Genomic DNA, 17,619 nt, shown 5'->3' on the forward strand with positions numbered 1-17,619 from the left:
GTATAAATTGTATCTATAGAAATAAATATGTATGGATAGATATATTAAGGAGATATAGAATATCCATGTATAATTTAGATCCAGATACCTTAAGCTTTCTAGATAAAATTAGAATTGACAAGGGAATAGATGACTTAAAAAACTTTTTCTTTCAGCTATCTAAAAAAAATTTAAAAAAAGCACTAAATTTTATTAACGATAAGCATTTACGGTTTAATATTTTATTTATTCTTAAAGAAATGCTTCAGCAAAACAACTTATTTAACAGTTTAACAGAAAAAAATAAAGTAGCACTATTGATCATCAAAGAAATACTAACAGATAAAAAATATGATTTGGCATCAGAACAAATATCTTTTGATTATATACAAATAATTCATTCAGTTTTAAAGTGGATATTGGAAACCGGGTCTCATGATGATGGTATAAATGATGAATATGATCAAGTTTTAGATATTACATCCATACTTCTAACAAAAGTTTATAGAGATACCACTCTGCTACCTATTATGGCAGATATGATTTTTGATAGATATAAAAAAGGATTTTTAATCCATGATTTAGTATGGGGTTTTTTTGAATCTGCAGATCCCAATAGTTTAAATATTATTGGAGAACACTTATTATCCTCCAATATAGAAGATGTTAAAATAGCATCCAGATTATTAAACTTTATACCGGAAATAGATAAAGCTATTAGCAAAGAAAGAAAATATACAATCTTTTCAAATTGGATGAAAGAAAATAGTGCATTTTTAGAATATACTGGTGAAAGTTTTCAACAGACTACGAATCCTAAACCCTATAGAATAGTTCTTGAAGGTAAATATTTATGTAAAAGCATTTGCCCTAATACCGGAAAAGCTTTATGCTCCCCATCAAAAAAAGAGCACAGCTTATTAAATGAATTTAAAAAGTTAGATTATAATAATAAAATACTGCTTGCAAATTTTTCATTTAGAATACATCATAAAAATATATATTTATGGCATATATGGCGTGAATACTCCTTAGAAAAACAGATAAAAATTGCTAGAATAGGAGTATTACAATGATTAAAATTTCAAATAGTAATTTTGATATAAATTCAATAATAGCTCAATATAAAGATAACAGCATAGAAAAATACATTCTTAATGAACTTTCTTCAAGCAGCCAAACTTATTATTATAATTCTCTGGAAGAATTGAAATTTGAACTAAATTTAAGAAAAAATATTGTAGATGCATCCATAAAATTAAGTATGAGTCAATTTCGTTTTCGTACTTTTCGTAAGTCCATGTGCAACCCGGAATACTGGGAAAGAACAAAACAAGGTGGTTTTTTATTGAAGGAAGGTGTAAGGTCCTCTACTGCCATTAATGACATCTATAAAAACAGCAGCAAATATGGTACAGAATGTGCTACAGCAATAGTCATAGTATATTACAAGGGCTGTCTTAGCTCTTTTCAAGAAAAAATTTTTGACTCTACTTTTAAAAAGATATATTTAATGGATTGGCAAAATATAGATGAAAATTTTTCTTTAAATGTTATTAGTGATATAGAAGATTATCTGCCGGGAGATTGCAGATACTTTAGAAATCCTGAAGTGAATCCTTTAACTCCGGAATGGCAAGGTGAAAATGTAATTGTATTGGGAAATGGAAAATATTATGGTCATGGAGTAGGTATAAGAACTGCAGATGAAATAGTTGGAGCATTAAACAAACGTCGAATCATAGGAGCTACACAATCAGCATATTTATTAGATTCTGTTACAAGGCCAGATTTTAAACAATTATCAGATATTTATTTTCATGCAACTTCAAGATTTGATAAGATATCCTTCATCAAATAAAAAGTCAGAGATAATAAAACCATTTTACAAGAAAAAAGATTCCCATGATAGCAGTCATAGGAATCTTTTAATGTTGCAAAAAACCAATTAGACATTGAATCTAAGAAAAACTCAGCTATCCCTCAATTAAGTCCCCTTCTATATTTCTAATAATAGCAGTTTCATCTGGCAAATCTCCAATTTCAATTTTTATTTCTGTACAAATATCTATTAAATCTTCATTATAATTTTTAAGATATTCAAACAGATTATTGGAATTAATACAACTGCGTTTATTTACAATAACAGACATACTATTTACTTTTGAAATTCTTTCTTTTTTGCAACATTCATCTAACCCTCTTGATATTTTACTCAATAACATGGTATCCTGCATAAAAATCCTCATCTCCCCCAATTAATTTTTTATTATGAACAAACTCCACCTGAATCTAAGGATCACGTGATATTTGGCTAGTTTGCCACCTTCATACTTAATTTATAGTAGTTAATTCTCCATAAATCCAGCTTATAATTAATAATATATATTCGATATTATTTATATATTCAAATTTATTATATTTATGTATAATAAAAATTTATTGGAGAAATATTTTTAAGCAGTTAACCTTTTAATATATTACATGAAAAAATGTCCAATTAATTAGAGATTCCCTCACTTTTTTAATATTCATTAGCAATAACTTCCAATTTTCCTGTCTCGGGATCCATTATTAAACCATGAATTTTTATATCTCCTAGAATTATTAGTAAAATATAGGCTTTTCTTTTAAAGATAGAAATAACTCTACAATAGGCTGTTAAAAACATTTGTGTTCTTATATTAGAATTTCCAATACACATACACTCATTTTATAAATAACTAAATATTAAACTATGTATTACTTTAATAAGGATGAACAATTCTATGTCTAGTTAAGATATACACTAAAAAATAAAACTAAAGCATTTTTTACTCTAGTTAATAAACAAGGTAAGGAAATTATAATCCAAGAAGCATATCAGATTATACTTTATTACTTATTAGCTGTCGAGCAAATGATTTGGAATGCTCAATTTTATCATCCGTTATAAAGATAGATTTATACCCAAAATCTCTTTCAACAAGCATTCCAACATATTTTAATTGAGAGTGCTTACAATACCGTTTGATGCCTTCTTCAAATAAATCAGCTCCTTTTTCTGGTCTATACCCGCAGGTAGTTATGACAGCTAACTTTTTACCCTTCCAAAGAGAAGGACCTTTTTCATCACCATAATACTTATTCATTCCATACACCAAACGGTCCAACAGTGCTTTCATAGGCGGTGTACAGTACCATGAATAAATAGGTGTAGCTAAAATAATGACATCACAATCATATACTTTATCAAAAATTTCCTGCATGTCATCGGAATATCCACATCCAAAAATTGTCCAGTCTTTTTGACAGTTCCGACAAGCAATACAAGGTTCAATATGTTTATCATAAAGCCAAATTAAATCATACTGAATTTGATGGAGTTCAAGTTCTTCAGTAAACGGCTTTAATAATTTAAATGTATTTCCATTTTTACGTGGGCTTCCCATAAGAATACAATACCTCATTTTATTACCTCCAATATATATCTCGTGTACAAGGTATTATAAGCCCCTTGTCATAGCTATTTATATATTGACTACATATAATTTATGTAGTCATACTTTTTCATATAATTTACCTCTTAATATTTCTAATTCCCTTTTTAATTTCTTATTTTCATATTCTAATTCTTTAATCTTTTTATCTTTTGCCATTATAATAATATCCTTTGATTTATCTGTCTTATCATATTTGAGTTTTTGTTTTATAGTTTTTTCAATTTGTTTATCTCTAAGTTCCTCAATCCTTCTTTTTACCTCTTCATTCTTATACATAAATGTCTTAGATACTCCACTTAAAGCTGATACACTATTAAAATTAATCTTTCTACCATTCAAGGAAAGTTCTCTAATAGCCTTATCTACTTTCTCTAAGGTTAATTGTGTTTTTTGCTTTGCATATTCTTTAAGTCCTTTAGTATGATCTGCCATTATATTTCCTCCCTTGACTTACCGTTTTTATGAACAATCTTCTGTTCTTTTATTTTTTCAAGTGTTCTTTCTAAAACATCTAAATACTGCTTATTTTTCTCTGCCCATAATTCCCTACCACACCTATTACTTATCTCTATCTGAGATTTTACTTTCTGTATTTCTTCTTCATATTCAGATATATTTTCAGTAGTAGTACAAAAACTACCGCAATTCAAACAATGGTTCATTTGTTGTCTACATGGCGATTTAGTTGGTTTAAAACATATTCCAAAAGGAACCCTAACAGCATCTAAGTTCTTTTTAACATACTCATATCTGATTAAATTTTCTCCATCATCAGAATTTAAATTTACATGCTCAAGTTTATTAGTTTCAATATTAACCCTAAACAAATTTAAATTCTCTGTATTCTTCCATTTCTCGTAGAGAGTATTTTCTGTAACTGTTGCATAATGAACAGTCATTTGAAGACTCTGATGTCCTAATATTTGTTGTATTATACTAATTCCCATGCCTTGCTCAACATATTCTTTTGCTCTTGTATGACGTAGCGAATGTACTTTAAAATGATATAACTTACCATTAACATCCCTAATATCTTTTTGATTAATAAGCCTTTTTATAGTATTTAATAAAGTATGTTTTGGTAAAGAGCTTCCTTTTAACTTGCCTCCATAAGTATTAAACAAATATTTCTTTGGATTATTTTCTTCTGTACTCAATTTTTTAGCTTTATCGATAGCCTTTTGAACCATTTCAGCAACTTTATTTCTTATTGAAATTCTAAGTAATGCTATATCCGTTTTAGTTATTTCACCACAAAGATAATAATTATATTTCTGTTCTTTACTGTTCCAAATTTGTTCTAAACAATTATGATATTTAAGATTTAATATATCAGTACCTCGCCATCCCGTTTCTCTAAGTAGAATGTAAATGGGTATATATTGTGGTCTATCTAAATCCATAATATTATTGTCTAATTGTTTTAAAATAGGTTCTGGAATAAATTTAGCAGTTTTGACCTGCGTAGTCATTGAATCTCTCTTAGGAATGTCATCTTGAAATATTAAAAATGATACTTCTTTTTCAGGTGATTTTTCATATTGAGCCATTTGGATATACTCTAAAAATGTCCTTATATATGAAACAAACTTGCTTCTGTAATGATTATTTTTATCTTTGTAGTCATTATTTACCCAATATAAATAGTTTTCTATGTCTTGCCTTGATAGTTTTTTTATAAATCCATCACTATATCCATTGAAATAAAATATACTAAAAAAATAGTTTATATGTTTTAAAGTTTCATAGCAATGACTCCATGATTTTTTAGTTATAAATGTTTTAAAATACCTTTTAACTGTTTCATTATAATAAACAGGAATATTGCTAAAGTTTAGTGATGCTATACCGCCTTTAGCTCCACTTGCAGGAATTTTAGCACCTTTAATATTTTTTGAATACCATATATCTTTTTCTGTTTCTTCTCTGTCGTCATAAAAATCTTTGATAAAATCTGTTAAATAATTTGAAAACCAAAAATAACTTTTTTCATTTATATCAAATTTAATATTTTTGTTTATTAAAAACATTTTCCACTTTTGAAATGTTTTTTCTCTATCTAACTCTAACAAAGACTTTCCATTATAAAATTCAGAAAAATGTTTTAATGGAGCATTTAGTCTTATTAATCCTTTATTTGTTAGTAATTTTTCTTTAAATTTATATAGAAAAAATACTTAATTTCATTTTTTAGAACATCATTTTTAATATAAGAGAAGTCAATGTATCTACATCCATTTACAACTTTTCCTATAAAAAACTCCTTAGTTAAATCCCATATATCATTTTCCAACCAATATCCATCGTCTTGTTTTAAATATTCAATAATTTCATCATATTTATTTTGTTGATTATCTTTTATCAGTTGTAAATTATCCACTTACTTTTCCCCCTCATCATATATAGCTAAATCCAAATTAGGTTGAGTTCTTTCAAACTCTTTTGTTATATCTTCTTCTGAGGGGTGAATATAAGTATTCATAGTTGCATAAATATTTTTATGTCCTGCTCTTACTCTAAGCAATTCAGGCTTCCATCCTGCCACTCTAAGTACTGTTAGAGAACTATGTCTAAACATATATGGTGTTACATATATACCTGTTTTCTTTTTAAAACTTCTAAATAGATTATCTACATCTACATAGTCCATTGCTTTGTATTTGTTATTACCACTTATCTTTATGAAAATATGATTTGTTTCTACTTCTTCTGTATGATATTCAGCTATATATTCCATAAACATATCAGCTAAATTCTGTGATATATCTATTCTACGAGGACTTGATACAGTTTTAATCTCTGCATTATTTTCAAGTTGCCCTCTATCTTGTAAATCAATAGCCATACCACTTATATCAATATCTTCAACCCATAGTGATAATACTTCACCTATTCTCATTCCTGTTTCATATAGCAATGACAATAAAAATTTATCTCTTAGATTATTGCAAGCTTTGACAAGTATTTCTATTTCATTCTTAGAAAGTGTCTTAGGTTTATTCTTAGGTACTTTTAATTTAAGAATGTTACTGGTTACTTTTTTCTTATCATAAGCTATTCCATACAAAAATCCTTTAAAATTTCTGCTTGGAGCAGATACAAACTTTTTAAGTCTATCTGATATATTATTGCTATACTCTTCATGCCTTAAAATATAATCATAGAACATCAATACTGTATTAACTATAATATTTACTGTTCTTGGACTTCTTGCTATTTCTACTTGATGTACAGGTGTCACTTTTAAACTCTTATATGGATTCTGTAACCAATTAACAAATAATGATAAATCATCAATAGTAACCTTCTGAAAATCTAATCTTCTCTGCTCCAAATACTCAAAATATAGTTTTAAATGTTGACAATACATCCTTAACGTATTTCTTGCATAATTAGTATTATCCTTAAATTTAATAAACTTTAATATTGATTCTACAGGCAGCCCATTGTCATCTGCAACATAATATCTTTCTTTATTATCTTCTGTTTTTACCTTCACCACTTCCATACACATACACACTCCTACAGTTCGATTATCTTCTACATATAATTTACTATATAGACTATAATATTACAAACTATATTTTTAGTAATCACTGTGTAATATCTATATAAAAGCAGTACATAAAATACTATAATTACTATTTAATTATCTACACTATATTTCATTCGTTTATAAATACTCATGTAAAATGTATCCCTCTTAAAATAAAACAATACATTAAAAATAAGAAGAATACGTCTTAATTTAGAGAGTTTTTTAATCAATTCTTAAATAAAAACAGCTTGAACAAGCACCATGTAGATAACCGTACCTACCCCAATACTTAAAAGTGTATTACCTTTCCAATAATGAAGCACAGTAATGCAAATGATAGCTACTGCCTCCGGAATCCCATATGTAGGATTTTTAAAATTAACGCTTTTAAGACAATATACCACCAACAGACCTATAGCAGAATAGGGTAAAACTTTGCCAAGGTAACCGATATATGAATTATTTGATTTAGTATCTTGAAATAAAATAAAAGGCAAAACCCTTGTTATAATTGTGCCAGCAGTTACCATGCAAATAATAATGAAAGTTTGAACAGGTACTAAAATCATTGTACGTCCTCCTCTGCAAGTTCTTTCTCCTCTAAATATTTTTTTCGAAATACTGTCAATACTATCAATATAACAATCATGGAAGGAATAATGAAATTATCTTGTCCAAAAACAATCAAACAGATAACAGAACATAAAACTCCGATTATTGCAGGTTTATGCTTTTTCTGAGTCTTCCATTGTCCGACAAATATTACCACAAAAAGAGCAGTTAAAACAAAATCAAGACCCTTTGTATTAAATGAAACCATAGAACCCAGTATCCCGCCGAGAGCTGTGCCTAATACCCAATAGCTGTGATCAAGGAATGTAATAAAAAAATTAAACCAGTTTTGATTTACACCCTCTGGAGGCTCCGCCGAGCAGACAATAGAAAATGTTTCATCACACAAGCCAAAAATAAGATATGGTTTTAATTTACCAGTATTTCCATATTTATCCAGCATTGATATTCCATAAAATAAATGACGAGCATTTACCATTAATGTCATTAACAATGCATAAATAGGATTAAAAACTGATGTAAGAAAAGTAATTGCTACATATTGTGCTGATCCTGCAAATGCCATAAAGCTCATCAAAACCGCCCAACCAACACCATAACCCTTACTGTTCATTAAGATGCCATAGGCAATACCCAAGAAAGTAAATCCAGTTAATACAGGGATAGTACAGGGGAAGGCGGCCTTTAATGCTCTAGTTTTTTCTTTCAAGTTTTTCACCTCACTAAACTTAATCAATGGGTACGTTGACAGTTCTTTTTTCTATCCCCATAACCATACTCGTTTCAACACTGCTGATTGTAGTATTCTGCATTAATGAATCAATTATAAAGTCTCTATAGCTCTCCATATCTTTTGCTATAATTTTAAGAAGATAATCGTGGCTTCCCGTAAGTGTGTAACACTCTTGAATCTGTGGAAATCTATTTACATCCTCTAAAAATGAATGTATTGTTTGTCTATTAAGAGGTGTTATATTGACGAGAACAAATGCAAGGACTTCCATTCCCAATTTTTTCTCGTCTATAATAGTAGCGAATTTTTTGATAGTACCAGTTTCTACTAAATTTTTTGTTCTTGCCAGGCAAGCTGATGGTGAAAGTCCAATTTTTTTTGATAAATCTAAATTTGAGATTGAACCATCTTCCTGCAATTCTCTTAAGATTGCTTTATCGATATTATCAAGAATAACCTCCATATTATATTCTCCTTTTAATGCTTTTTAATAAATTATATTTTGTATATAAGATATATTACCACATTATATATGTAGCGTAAATAAAAAATTGTATTTAATACTTTAATATAAAGAAATAGAGAATGTACTTTACATTTATTACTTAATTGTATGTAAATAATGGATCATTGAAAATTGAATACTGCGATAGTTTAAAGAAAAATATCGATACTCAGGTGTTAAAATATGGTATAATTTCCGTATATAAAGAAACTGAATTGCAATCTACAAATTCATAATCGGTAGGAGGAAAAAGCATGACAAGAAAATATAACTTATATCAAATAGACTCATTCACTAAGGATAAATTTGTTGGAAATCCAGCTGGAGTTATAACAAATGCTGATGGATTAACTTCGGATGAAATGCAGAAAATAGCCAGGGAGCTTAATAATTCTGAAACAGCTTTTATCTTTTCTTCAAATAGTAATGAGTATGATGTTCATATAAGGTTCTTCACGCCAACAAATGAAGTGCCAATTTGTGGACATGCTACTATTGCTGCGCACTATGCCCGCGCTATTGAAAATACGCTTAACACTTCAAGAGTTTATCATAAGACAGGTGCAGGGATTCTGCCTGTTGATATAGTGAAAGAAAATAAAGATTACAAAATTACTATGACGCAAGGGAAAATTGAATTTGGCGATATTATTGAAAGGATAAATAGAAAAAAGCTTTTATCAGCACTAAATATAAGTGATGACGACTTATTAGAAAGTTATCCAATTCAGATTGTTTCGACAGGCCATTCTAAGGTTATGATTGGTATAAAAAACATTGCAACCTTAAATGAAATGAAGCCTAATTATGATACCCTTTCTAAATTGAGCCATATTATTAAATGTAATGGATATTACGTTTTTACAGTTGATTCTCAGGATAGTGATGTTTTGGTTCACGGTAGAATGTTTGCTCCTGCTATAGGTATTAATGAAGATCCTGTAACTGGTAATGCAAACGGTCCTTTGGGTGCATATTTGGTTCACCATAAATTGATCAATCATAATAATTCTTTACTTAAATTTAAAGCTAAACAAGGCGAAGCTATAAAACGTTCAGGTACTATTGAGGTGGAAGTAGTTATAGAAAATAATAAACCTGTAGAAGTTAAAATTTCAGGAAATGCTGTAATAGCATTTAAATCCGAGTTGTTGTTGCAATAATTATTCAAAGTGGAAGTCACAGTATTACTATTTGGGTTAGCTCACTATCTTCTTATTTAATGTCATCACTGAAAAGACGAACGATTTGCTAGAACATTGATGAAGAATTACAGGAGCCATTTGTGGGATATGGGGATATTATAAATGCACAGATGGAATTATATACAGAGAAATTTATATATGTGCTCTTAAAGATACTTTGAAGTCTATTGGAATTATTGAAACTATAAAAAGATAAGTAGAATGTTTTCAATGGATATATGTGGTAATATTGTTTAGAAATGAATTACAACTGCAATTTGATGTGAAATAACTATAAATACTGAAGAAAAAATTAAAACAAAATAATTAACATTTAAAACGCAATAGGAATTAAAATTATTTCTGAACTGGAATATTATTCACTTCCAACACACTACCTCTTATTATGTTATAAATCTTATTAATATACCTATCTACTATTCAATTATTTAATATTAAACTATATTGACAAAAGAATTTGTGTGTAGTATAGTGTACTTATTGAATAAGTACACTATAAATGATAGGAGGGTCACTTTGAATATTATAATAAGCAGCAATACAAGTAAGCCCATCTATGAACAGATTACCTCACAAATGAAAGCTATGGTGATGAGTGGTGAATTAAAAACAGGAGACCAAATTCCATCTATGAGGGCTCTTGCAAAATCACTCCACGTGAGTGTGATAACTGTACAAAAGGCATATGAGGATTTACAGCGTGACGGGTTTATTGAGACAACAGTTGGACGCGGTAGCTTTATATCAGCTCAAAATAAGGATTTTGTTCAAGAGGAACAGCAACGAATAGCTGAAGAACATCTACAGGAAGCTGCTGATATCGGCCGTACCAACGGCATCAAACTCGAAAAACTTATTGAACTTTTAACAATGTTTTATCAAGGAGAGGAATAGGCACTATGGATAGTATTTTACAAGTTAGAAACTTAACTAAACAGTATCCGGGTTTTAAACTTGACCATGTTTCATTTGACATTTTCAAAGGAACGATAATGGGTCTAATTGGTGAAAATGGAGCTGGTAAAAGCACTACAATAAATGCAATTTTAGACTTAGTAAAAAAAGATGATGGCGAGGTGATCTTTTGGGGAAAGAAATTATCCGATGATCCCAAACATCTCAAAGAGGACATAGGTGTTGTTTTTGATGATATCAATTTTTATGAAACACTGACACCTGCAAAAATAGAGAATATTTCTCGAGCTGCTTATATTAAATGGGATAGAAGAGTGTTTAATAAATATATAAGAAAATTCAATTTGCCACTTAACAAAGAAATTAAGACTTTTTCCAAAGGCATGAAAGTAAAACTTTGTATTGCGGCTGCCCTTTCCCATCATCCTAAGTTCCTTATTTTAGATGAAGCAACCAGTGGTCTTGATCCAATTATGCGGGATGACATGCTTGATGTGTTTTTAGATTTTGTTCAGAATGAAAATCATTCTATTCTCATTTCTTCTCACATTACCAGTGATTTAGAAAAGATTGCTGATTATATTGCTTTTATTCATCAAGGAAGACTTGTTTTTACTAAACCCAAAGATGAACTAATTTATAATTATGGCATTATCCGTTGCGATACTTCTACATTTGAAAAAATCGATAAATCTGAAATCCTTGCTTATCGAAAAAAAGACTACGAATGGGAGGTTCTAGTTTCCAATAAAAAAAAGGCGCAAGAGAAATATAAAAAATCGGTGATAGATAACGCCTCTATTGATGATATTTTGCTTCTTTTCATAAAGGGGGCGAAAAAATGAGAAGCTTAATCTTGAAAGATATTTATAACATCATGCACGGAGCAAAGTCCATGTTGTTACTAACAATTGTTTTAACCGTTGCAATTATTCCACTCGCTGGCTTGCCCTCTTATGTTGTTGCCAATATTGTTATATACAGTATGATGGTAGTTACAACATTTGCTTTTGATGATAACTCAAAATGGACGAGATATGCTATGGTTATGCCCATTACTAAAAAAGAAGTTGTGCGTAGTAAATTTTGCATGCTAATGATTTTTTGTTTGTTGGGAATTCTATCTGGTATCTGCTTTGGTATTGTGGGTGGAATCATTACCCAAAAATTTAGTATCTCAAATACGGATAATATTAGTGATTTAATATTTTCGGGAATAATTGGAGTAATCATTTCAGCTATTTGTGGAAGCATAAACATACCTCTTATTTTTAAATATGGCTCAGAATCAGCGCGTCAATTAATAATAGTTGCGTTTGTCATGCCTACAGCTTTAGCTTTTACCATTTATAAAATCGGTATGCTCTTGAACATTACTATTCCATCTGAAGTCGTTTCTATGTTAAAATATATCGCACCCATTTTAATCATGTTGTTTATGTATTTTATGTACAAGTTAAGTTGTAATATTTTTATAAATAAAGATCTTTAAAATTATATTTTAAAGTCATAGAGGTCGTTTAAGTTGTGTAAATTGAACTCTTCATCAAAATAATGTCCGTCACAGTAAAATATTATTAGGCAGAAAAAAAGGAAAGGCCGCCAGCAATTACCTAGCTGAAAGGCCTTTTATTCATACTAAAGACTTTTTATAATTAATTTTGAGAAAACAAATATAGAAAGGAGCTTTAGTATGAATAATATAATTTTAAAGGAACAGTTAAAAGAATCTAAAAGAGCCATAAATGTTGAAGTGAAGGCACTTATAAAAGAACAGAAAAAGACCAGAAAATATAATGAAAATATGCAAAGCAGCATAATATATGGACAAGGCAAAGTTACAAGAACTAAACAAATATTAAAGGGTCTATCAGGTTTTTGATTTTATGTTAATGATATTACGATAAATTTTTAAAATGCATTATAAAATATAATAGATTATTTCTGTCCAAAATTAAAAAGGAAAAATATTGATGTTAAAGAAAAATTTGTGACATATAAAGTTTTACTGTCTCGTTTATTAATAGAATTCCTATTTTATAAGGGTTCAATTCTTAATAAGTTTACATCTCCATTCTTAAGATTCAGAGCCTTTTGAAGAAGTTCTGTTAATCTAGTATCCATACATGACAAAATCACCAATTTTTTATCCGGGTGTTAGAGGTAACATATTTATTATACCTTTTATTCTCTACAAAACAACGATTATAATCCAATATTTGCTATAATTTATTCATAATATTCCTCCAAAATTTTTGAATAACTTCACATTTTCTATAATTTCATTTCATTTAATATATCCCTTAGTTTTTTTAATTCCTCATTGGTTAAAGTAATACCTTTACCCATTTTTGTATGTTCAGGTGACCAATCTCTAATATCAAATTTAGGTGCATTATTATTCCAGCTCATTAGGTTTAATTCTTTTTTCCATCCCTTTGGTGATTCTGAAATGATCCCTATAGTTTCCTTTATTTCATATTTTATATCCGCCATAATATACCTTCCTCTCATATTGATTAAATTAGATTATCAAGTGATTCTTAGGTTCAGGTGGAGTTTGCTATAGAGAAATGCTTTTTTACATCTGAACCTTAGAAGAACTTATCCAAGCGCATATCAGTGCTTATCTGTCACTTTGAAAAAGATAGGAATATTGTTAATTCCAGTGCTCGGATAAGTATATTATACTAAATATCAATATTCCAATACACTATATAAAAAATTCAGCTTAATCAAAATACATTTAAGCTGTAATTTATGAAAAATTATTCTTTCAAATATATCTAAAAATTTCTCTAAATTCTTTCTTCAATCCATTGATGTATATCTTCTATAATACTTTCTTTTTCATCTTTTTCACTTAATATTTCATGATAACATTCAGGATATATTTCTATGGATTTATCTCTTGAACTTATGTTGTCAAACAACCATTTAGCTTCCTCTTTTTTAACTATTTTATCCTTTTCTCCATTAAGTATAAGACATGGATACTCGTAACCTTTGATATTCTCACCAATCCATTTAGAACCTTTTATAAATGATTCTCCCAAAAGTTTTATATTGATTTCTCTTAGTACAAGAGGATCATTATTATAATCTTCAATCACTGCTGTATCTCTACACATAAATTTAACTAAAAGATTAGGAGATTTCTCTCTTGGATTTTTTTCAAAATAATTATTTTCTTTTAAACTTTTAAAAGCTGGAGGTTCTAAAACTGCAGCTCCTGACAGTATTTGACCTTTTAATTTATCTCTATATTTTATTCCATAGCCTACGGTAATAAATCCTCCCATACTGTGGCCAAACATAAATACAGGTAAACCTTTATTTTCTTCCAGAGCCATATTCACCACTCTATCCGTATCCTTGAAAAAATACTGAAAATCTTCCACATAGCCTCTTTCTCCTCCAGATTTTCCATGTCCTCTATTATCGAATCTATAAACTGTATATTTAAAATGATTTAACTGTTCTGTAAAATACTCATATCTACCTGAATGTTCACAAAGTCCATGTACTATTACAACTACTGCCCTGGCAGAATCTACTATATCTTTAGTATAAAATAATTCAGTATCATCAAATGTATTGAATTTACCTTCTAAATGATTTAACATATACACCACTCTCCTTTATTAAATTATTCTACAAAAGATTTGGTTTTCCTTCAAACTACTTTTGTGAACTACCATCACTTAGTTAAAGAAAATAACGCAAAATTTAACCCAGTAATTTTATTTATAAATCTATAAATCACCGGGTTGAATTAAAAATTAATTTAATCATTGTTTATCTTTAGCTGGCATAGTAAAAACTATACTTAAATATCCAAAAATAGGTCCTAATGCATTACCAATTAATGCCCATACTAAAGCCATCAAAATATCATAACTCTGTACTCCCATCTTTGGGAAAAATCCTCCATAGAACACTGCAAAGGTTGTGGAATAGGCATTAAATGCAGATAAAGAACAATTAGTATAGGGAATCCTTAAACAAATCATAAGTAGAAAAACAGTTATAAGTACTGCTATCATCATTGCCGGCATTGATGGCATAATCTTTCCAAAGTCATTAATAAGGAATATGCAAAGTACTGCCAGCAAAGCCCCAGGTAACATTGAAGGATATATACTCTTCATAGTAGAAGGAGTTGCACCTAAAGCAAAATACCAGGCCCATCCTATAAACAGTGCCCATACTGGAAATCCTAGTCCAGGCAATGAAACTAAACAGGAAAGAGCAGCAAGTACAGCAACTACAATTTCTATAGGAATTTTTGCCTTCATATACTTCCTCCTTTAAACATATATATTTGATATACTACTTAATTCTACGCCATTTGATATCAACACTTCTTTAATTTCCTTTACTACTTCAACAGCATTGGGAGAATCTCCGTGGACACATACTGTGATTGCATCAGCCTTTATAAGCTTGCCAGTTACGGTTTCAATTTTCTTATCTTTAGCTACCATAAGTGCCCTCTCTGCAACTTCTTTAGGAGAGCGAGCTTTTTTGGTTCTCTCAAGTACCCAATTGCCAGAATCATCATAATCTAAATCGACCAGCATTTCCGAAACCATTTTAAGTTCTTTTTGCTTTCCCCTCTCAAAGGCAATGGTATTTTCGGGAAGTACAACATAAAGCTCTGGATTATATTCTTTAACTGTATCTAAAAAACAATCCACATATATCTCATATTCAGAAACCATACGATACAATATTCCATGAGGCTTAATATGCTGCATCTTTAAATTATTTACTTTTAGAAAACCATCTAAAGCTCCAAGTTGGTAGATGACATCTGCCCTCAATTCTTCTGAAGTTAAATTAATTTCTCTTCTGCCAAAGCCCTGTTTGTCGTTAAGCCCCACATGTGCACCAATTGCAACATTATATTTTTTAGCAAATTGTATTGTCTTTTCCATTACTAAAGAATCTCCTGCATGAAATCCCGCAGCTATATTAGCAGAGGTTATATACTTCATGACTTCCTCATCATTGCCTAATGTGTATCTACCAAAACTTTCTCCCATGTCAACATTTATATCTATTTTCATAATCACACCTCCACCGTAGATTTAACCGCATTCATACTAAATATGAATGAAGTATCAAAATCACCTGAAATATACTTCTGATTTTTTAATATATTTAAATTTATAGATATATTTGTTTTAATACCTTTAATTTTAAAATCATTTAAAGCTTGTATCAATATTTTAATAGCCTCATCTCTATTTTGTCCCCATGAAATTACCTTAGCCAGCATTGGATCATAATAAGGTGGAACTACACTTCCTTTTTCAAGTGCATGCTCAATTCTTAAATACTTAGAATCAATAGTTGGAAAACTTATGTCCTGAATTGTTCCTGGAGAAGGTATAAATTTTACGGGATCTTCTGCATATACTCTACATTCAATAGAATGACCATTAAGCTTTATATCATCTTGGGTAAAATCAATCCTTTCTCCACAGGCAATCCTGATTTGATTTTCTACTATATCCACCCCTGTTACAAATTCGCTTACAGGATGTTCTACTTGAAGCCTTGCATTTACCTCAATAAAATAGAACTTTCCACTTTCATCCCTTATAAATTCCATTGTACCTGCGCCTTTGTATTGCATTTTAGATGCTAATTTTTTAGTATAATCATATAGTCTTTCTCTATCTTCTTGTGTCACAACAGGCGAAGGAGATTCTTCAATAATTTTTTGATATCTTCTTTGAATAGAACATTCTCTTTCACCTAGACACACACACTTTCCAAATTGGTCCATGATAAATTGTATTTCAATATGCCTTGGATTTTTTATAGCTTTTTCTACATAACAGTCAGAAGATGCAAAGGCAAGAGTTCCAACTCGACAAAGACGTTCAAATATATTTTTTATGTCATTACCATTTTCAGCAATTTCTATTCCCTTTCCTCCGCCGCCCTTATCCAATTTTAAAAGAATAGGATACCCTATGGAATTTGCTATATCTAATATTTCATCAACGCTACTTACAAGCTTATCAGAACCTGGAACTACAGGTACCCCCACATCATTGGCAATTTCTCTGCAATAACATTTGGATTCTATTTCTTCAAGTATTTTAGGAGATGGTCCAATCCAGCTTGCACCAAGTTCTGAAATAACATTTGCAAAGGAACTGTTCTCAGACAGAAAACCATACCCGGGATGAACTGCATCTGCATTTGATATTTTCATCACTTTAACTATTTCATCAATATTTAGATAACTTTTCATTGGATTAGCCGGTCCAATATTATAAGCTTCATCTGCCCTCTTTATATACGTGGCATTTTTATCCGCTTCGGAATATATAACTACAGTTTTTATACCCATTTTTTCGCAAGTATTTATTATTCTATTTACAATTTCTCCTCTATTTGCTATAAGAAGTTTCTTAAACATAAATCTCCCCCCATTAAACCTCCAATATGACCATAGGAGTTCCTATTTCCATTTCATCCCACTCTTTTGCCAGAATACTTTTTACTACACCATCATCATTGGCACATACAGGTATTTCTACTTTCATGCAATTTAACACGGCAACTTCCTGATTTTTTGTAACCTTATCTCCTTCATTAACCACTACACGGGCAACAAGTCCAGGCATATGTGCACATACTTTCTTTTCCATATATATTCCTCCTAAAAA

The 17,619-nt window shown here is 29.8% G+C and carries 23 protein-coding genes and 1 pseudogene; 7 read left to right on the plus strand and 17 right to left on the minus strand.

Annotation, left to right across the window (positions count from 1 at the left end; all coding sequences use genetic code 11):
• The first annotated feature begins 65 nt into the window (after positions 1-65).
• Entirely contained in the window at positions 66-1,055 is a 990-nt protein-coding gene (locus AB3K27_RS18740; RefSeq protein ID WP_368488858.1) for a hypothetical protein, read from the plus strand.
• Positions 1,052-1,840 carry a protein-glutamine gamma-glutamyltransferase gene (locus tag AB3K27_RS18745; RefSeq protein ID WP_368488859.1) on the plus strand — a complete coding sequence of 263 codons (789 nt, stop codon included), beginning with the start codon at positions 1,052-1,054 and terminating at the stop codon, positions 1,838-1,840. The genes AB3K27_RS18740 and AB3K27_RS18745 overlap by 4 nt, the downstream gene beginning before the upstream one ends.
• 115 nt (positions 1,841-1,955) lie before the next feature.
• On the opposite strand, the gene AB3K27_RS18750 is transcribed toward AB3K27_RS18745, so the two are convergent.
• The 10 genes from AB3K27_RS18750 to AB3K27_RS18795 form a co-directional block, all read right to left on the minus strand.
• The gene (locus tag AB3K27_RS18750; protein WP_368488860.1) at positions 1,956-2,216 is read right to left on the minus strand and encodes a hypothetical protein; all 261 of its coding nucleotides are present in this window, start codon (positions 2,214-2,216) and stop codon (positions 1,956-1,958) included.
• A 287-nt stretch (positions 2,217-2,503) separates the two neighbouring features.
• Complete coding sequence (locus AB3K27_RS18755) at positions 2,504-2,650, minus strand: hypothetical protein (protein ID WP_368488861.1); 147 nt, start codon at positions 2,648-2,650, stop codon at positions 2,504-2,506.
• A 196-nt stretch (positions 2,651-2,846) separates the two neighbouring features.
• Positions 2,847-3,428, minus strand: coding sequence for a flavodoxin family protein (locus AB3K27_RS18760; RefSeq protein ID WP_368488862.1), 582 nt, complete (start codon positions 3,426-3,428; stop codon positions 2,847-2,849).
• A gap of 90 nt (positions 3,429-3,518) precedes the next feature.
• Positions 3,519-3,893, minus strand: a complete 375-nt coding sequence (locus AB3K27_RS18765) for a DUF6262 family protein (RefSeq protein WP_368488863.1) — start codon at positions 3,891-3,893, stop codon at positions 3,519-3,521.
• Complete coding sequence (locus AB3K27_RS18770; protein WP_368488864.1) at positions 3,893-5,533, minus strand: tyrosine-type recombinase/integrase; 1,641 nt, start codon at positions 5,531-5,533, stop codon at positions 3,893-3,895. The genes AB3K27_RS18765 and AB3K27_RS18770 overlap by 1 nt, the downstream gene beginning before the upstream one ends.
• Positions 5,534-5,601: 68 nt before the next feature.
• Positions 5,602-5,841, minus strand: a complete 240-nt coding sequence (locus AB3K27_RS18775; RefSeq protein WP_368488865.1) for a hypothetical protein — start codon at positions 5,839-5,841, stop codon at positions 5,602-5,604.
• Positions 5,842-6,969: a tyrosine-type recombinase/integrase gene (locus tag AB3K27_RS18780; protein WP_368488866.1), complete on the minus strand. Its 1,128-nt coding sequence runs from the start codon at positions 6,967-6,969 to the stop codon at positions 5,842-5,844.
• Between the two features lie 263 nt (positions 6,970-7,232).
• Positions 7,233-7,568 carry a branched-chain amino acid transporter permease gene (locus tag AB3K27_RS18785; RefSeq protein ID WP_368488867.1) on the minus strand — a complete coding sequence of 112 codons (336 nt, stop codon included), beginning with the start codon at positions 7,566-7,568 and terminating at the stop codon, positions 7,233-7,235.
• Positions 7,565-8,281, minus strand: coding sequence for an AzlC family ABC transporter permease (locus AB3K27_RS18790; protein ID WP_368488868.1), 717 nt, complete (start codon positions 8,279-8,281; stop codon positions 7,565-7,567). Before AB3K27_RS18790 ends, AB3K27_RS18785 begins: the two co-directional genes overlap by 4 nt.
• Before the next feature lie 19 nt (positions 8,282-8,300).
• Complete coding sequence (locus AB3K27_RS18795; protein ID WP_368488869.1) at positions 8,301-8,768, minus strand: Lrp/AsnC family transcriptional regulator; 468 nt, start codon at positions 8,766-8,768, stop codon at positions 8,301-8,303.
• A gap of 296 nt (positions 8,769-9,064) precedes the next feature.
• On the opposite strand from AB3K27_RS18795, the gene AB3K27_RS18800 reads away from it, so the two are divergent.
• The 5 genes from AB3K27_RS18800 (at position 9,065) to AB3K27_RS18820 (ending at position 12,812) form a co-directional block, all read left to right on the plus strand.
• On the plus strand, positions 9,065-9,973 hold the full coding sequence (locus AB3K27_RS18800; RefSeq protein WP_368488870.1) for a PhzF family isomerase: 909 nt from the start codon (positions 9,065-9,067) through the stop codon (positions 9,971-9,973).
• Positions 9,974-10,531: 558 nt separating this feature from the next.
• On the plus strand, positions 10,532-10,909 hold the full coding sequence (locus tag AB3K27_RS18805) for a GntR family transcriptional regulator (RefSeq protein WP_368488871.1): 378 nt from the start codon (positions 10,532-10,534) through the stop codon (positions 10,907-10,909).
• 5 nt (positions 10,910-10,914) lie between these two features.
• Positions 10,915-11,775: an ABC transporter ATP-binding protein gene (locus AB3K27_RS18810; RefSeq protein ID WP_368488872.1), complete on the plus strand. Its 861-nt coding sequence runs from the start codon at positions 10,915-10,917 to the stop codon at positions 11,773-11,775.
• Complete coding sequence (locus AB3K27_RS18815; protein ID WP_368488873.1) at positions 11,772-12,422, plus strand: ABC-2 transporter permease; 651 nt, start codon at positions 11,772-11,774, stop codon at positions 12,420-12,422. The genes AB3K27_RS18810 and AB3K27_RS18815 overlap by 4 nt, the downstream gene beginning before the upstream one ends.
• 201 nt (positions 12,423-12,623) lie before the next feature.
• Positions 12,624-12,812 carry a hypothetical protein gene (locus tag AB3K27_RS18820; RefSeq protein WP_368488874.1) on the plus strand — a complete coding sequence of 63 codons (189 nt, stop codon included), beginning with the start codon at positions 12,624-12,626 and terminating at the stop codon, positions 12,810-12,812.
• A gap of 170 nt (positions 12,813-12,982) precedes the next feature.
• Here AB3K27_RS18820 and AB3K27_RS18825 read toward each other — a convergent pair.
• The 7 genes and pseudogenes from AB3K27_RS18825 to AB3K27_RS18855 all read right to left on the minus strand — a co-directional run.
• Positions 12,983-13,149, minus strand: a pseudogene (locus AB3K27_RS18825) (carbonic anhydrase); the annotation flags it as partial.
• A gap of 55 nt (positions 13,150-13,204) precedes the next feature.
• Complete coding sequence (locus AB3K27_RS18830; protein WP_368488875.1) at positions 13,205-13,426, minus strand: YdbC family protein; 222 nt, start codon at positions 13,424-13,426, stop codon at positions 13,205-13,207.
• A 302-nt stretch (positions 13,427-13,728) separates the two neighbouring features.
• Positions 13,729-14,556 carry a lysophospholipase gene (locus AB3K27_RS18835; RefSeq protein WP_368488876.1) on the minus strand — a complete coding sequence of 276 codons (828 nt, stop codon included), beginning with the start codon at positions 14,554-14,556 and terminating at the stop codon, positions 13,729-13,731.
• Positions 14,557-14,721: 165 nt separating this feature from the next.
• Positions 14,722-15,228, minus strand: coding sequence for a DUF1097 domain-containing protein (locus AB3K27_RS18840; RefSeq protein ID WP_368488877.1), 507 nt, complete (start codon positions 15,226-15,228; stop codon positions 14,722-14,724).
• A 12-nt stretch (positions 15,229-15,240) separates the two neighbouring features.
• Complete coding sequence (locus AB3K27_RS18845; RefSeq protein WP_368488878.1) at positions 15,241-16,002, minus strand: 5-oxoprolinase subunit PxpA; 762 nt, start codon at positions 16,000-16,002, stop codon at positions 15,241-15,243.
• 2 nt (positions 16,003-16,004) lie between these two features.
• Positions 16,005-17,369, minus strand: coding sequence for an acetyl/propionyl/methylcrotonyl-CoA carboxylase subunit alpha (locus tag AB3K27_RS18850; protein WP_368488879.1), 1,365 nt, complete (start codon positions 17,367-17,369; stop codon positions 16,005-16,007).
• Positions 17,370-17,382: 13 nt separating this feature from the next.
• Complete coding sequence (locus tag AB3K27_RS18855) at positions 17,383-17,601, minus strand: acetyl-CoA carboxylase biotin carboxyl carrier protein subunit (protein ID WP_368488880.1); 219 nt, start codon at positions 17,599-17,601, stop codon at positions 17,383-17,385.
• Positions 17,602-17,619: the final 18 nt, after the last annotated feature.

It is taken from the genome of Clostridium sp. BJN0013, from assembly GCF_040939125.1.
Taxonomy (GTDB): Bacteria; Bacillota; Clostridia; order Clostridiales; family Clostridiaceae; genus Clostridium_B.

Excerpts from the sequence above, each read along its gene's own strand:
- AB3K27_RS18740 (WP_368488858.1), top strand. The coding sequence starts at position 66 with ATGTATAATTTAGATCCAGATACCTTAAGCTTTCTAGATAAAATTAGA.
- AB3K27_RS18745 (WP_368488859.1), top strand. The coding sequence starts at position 1,052 with ATGATTAAAATTTCAAATAGTAATTTTGATATAAATTCAATAATAGCT.
- AB3K27_RS18750 (WP_368488860.1), bottom strand. The coding sequence starts at position 2,216 with ATGCAGGATACCATGTTATTGAGTAAAATATCAAGAGGGTTAGATGAA.
- AB3K27_RS18755 (WP_368488861.1), bottom strand. The coding sequence starts at position 2,650 with ATGTTTTTAACAGCCTATTGTAGAGTTATTTCTATCTTTAAAAGAAAA.
- AB3K27_RS18760 (WP_368488862.1), bottom strand. The coding sequence starts at position 3,428 with ATGAGGTATTGTATTCTTATGGGAAGCCCACGTAAAAATGGAAATACA.
- AB3K27_RS18765 (WP_368488863.1), bottom strand. The coding sequence starts at position 3,893 with ATGGCAGATCATACTAAAGGACTTAAAGAATATGCAAAGCAAAAAACA.
- AB3K27_RS18780 (WP_368488866.1), bottom strand. The coding sequence starts at position 6,969 with ATGGAAGTGGTGAAGGTAAAAACAGAAGATAATAAAGAAAGATATTAT.
- AB3K27_RS18785 (WP_368488867.1), bottom strand. The coding sequence starts at position 7,568 with ATGATTTTAGTACCTGTTCAAACTTTCATTATTATTTGCATGGTAACT.
- AB3K27_RS18795 (WP_368488869.1), bottom strand. The coding sequence starts at position 8,768 with ATGGAGGTTATTCTTGATAATATCGATAAAGCAATCTTAAGAGAATTG.
- AB3K27_RS18800 (WP_368488870.1), top strand. The coding sequence starts at position 9,065 with ATGACAAGAAAATATAACTTATATCAAATAGACTCATTCACTAAGGAT.
- AB3K27_RS18810 (WP_368488872.1), top strand. The coding sequence starts at position 10,915 with ATGGATAGTATTTTACAAGTTAGAAACTTAACTAAACAGTATCCGGGT.
- AB3K27_RS18815 (WP_368488873.1), top strand. The coding sequence starts at position 11,772 with ATGAGAAGCTTAATCTTGAAAGATATTTATAACATCATGCACGGAGCA.
- AB3K27_RS18820 (WP_368488874.1), top strand. The coding sequence starts at position 12,624 with ATGAATAATATAATTTTAAAGGAACAGTTAAAAGAATCTAAAAGAGCC.
- AB3K27_RS18830 (WP_368488875.1), bottom strand. The coding sequence starts at position 13,426 with ATGGCGGATATAAAATATGAAATAAAGGAAACTATAGGGATCATTTCA.
- AB3K27_RS18835 (WP_368488876.1), bottom strand. The coding sequence starts at position 14,556 with ATGTTAAATCATTTAGAAGGTAAATTCAATACATTTGATGATACTGAA.
- AB3K27_RS18840 (WP_368488877.1), bottom strand. The coding sequence starts at position 15,228 with ATGAAGGCAAAAATTCCTATAGAAATTGTAGTTGCTGTACTTGCTGCT.
- AB3K27_RS18845 (WP_368488878.1), bottom strand. The coding sequence starts at position 16,002 with ATGAAAATAGATATAAATGTTGACATGGGAGAAAGTTTTGGTAGATAC.
- AB3K27_RS18850 (WP_368488879.1), bottom strand. The coding sequence starts at position 17,369 with ATGTTTAAGAAACTTCTTATAGCAAATAGAGGAGAAATTGTAAATAGA.
- AB3K27_RS18855 (WP_368488880.1), bottom strand. The coding sequence starts at position 17,601 with ATGGAAAAGAAAGTATGTGCACATATGCCTGGACTTGTTGCCCGTGTA.